This is a genomic window from Streptomyces sp. MBT65 (assembly GCF_016612545.1).
GTDB lineage: Bacteria > Actinomycetota > Actinomycetes > Streptomycetales > Streptomycetaceae > Streptomyces.
On the sequence record NZ_JAENRY010000801.1, the window covers coordinates 1 to 368 of the forward strand.

A 368-nucleotide genomic window follows, 5' to 3' on the forward strand; every position below is an offset into this window, starting at 1 on the left:
TCGCCTACCGCATCCTGGGCAGCGCGAGCCGGGCCCGGGACGCCGTCGAGGAGACCCGCCGGGGCTACGAGACGGCTCCCGCCGCGCCCGCCTCGGCCCGGGCGATCCGGGTGACTTCGGCCGACAGGAACACCCGGGCCGAGGCGGGCGCGGCGGGAGCCGTCTCGTAGCCCCGGCGGGTCTCCTCGACGGCGTCCCGGGCCCGGCTCGCGCTGCCCAGGATGCGGTAGGCGATCGAGAACAGCAGCGGCCGCAGCTCCTCGAACTCTTCGGTCCGGCTCACCCGGGTCCCTCCCTCCTTCCCTCCTCGGACACGGCGGACGGTGCCCGCCTCCTTGCACGCTCTCCGTGGCACCAGCACCGCCCCG

Annotated in this window: 1 pseudogene; it reads right to left on the minus strand. The window is 76.4% G+C overall.

Annotation, left to right across the window (positions count from 1 at the left end):
• Positions 1-100: 100 nt before the first annotated feature.
• A pseudogene (locus JHN63_RS52180) lies at positions 101-283 on the minus strand (RNA polymerase subunit sigma-24); the annotation flags it as partial.
• Between the last annotated feature and the right edge of the window lie 85 nt (positions 284-368).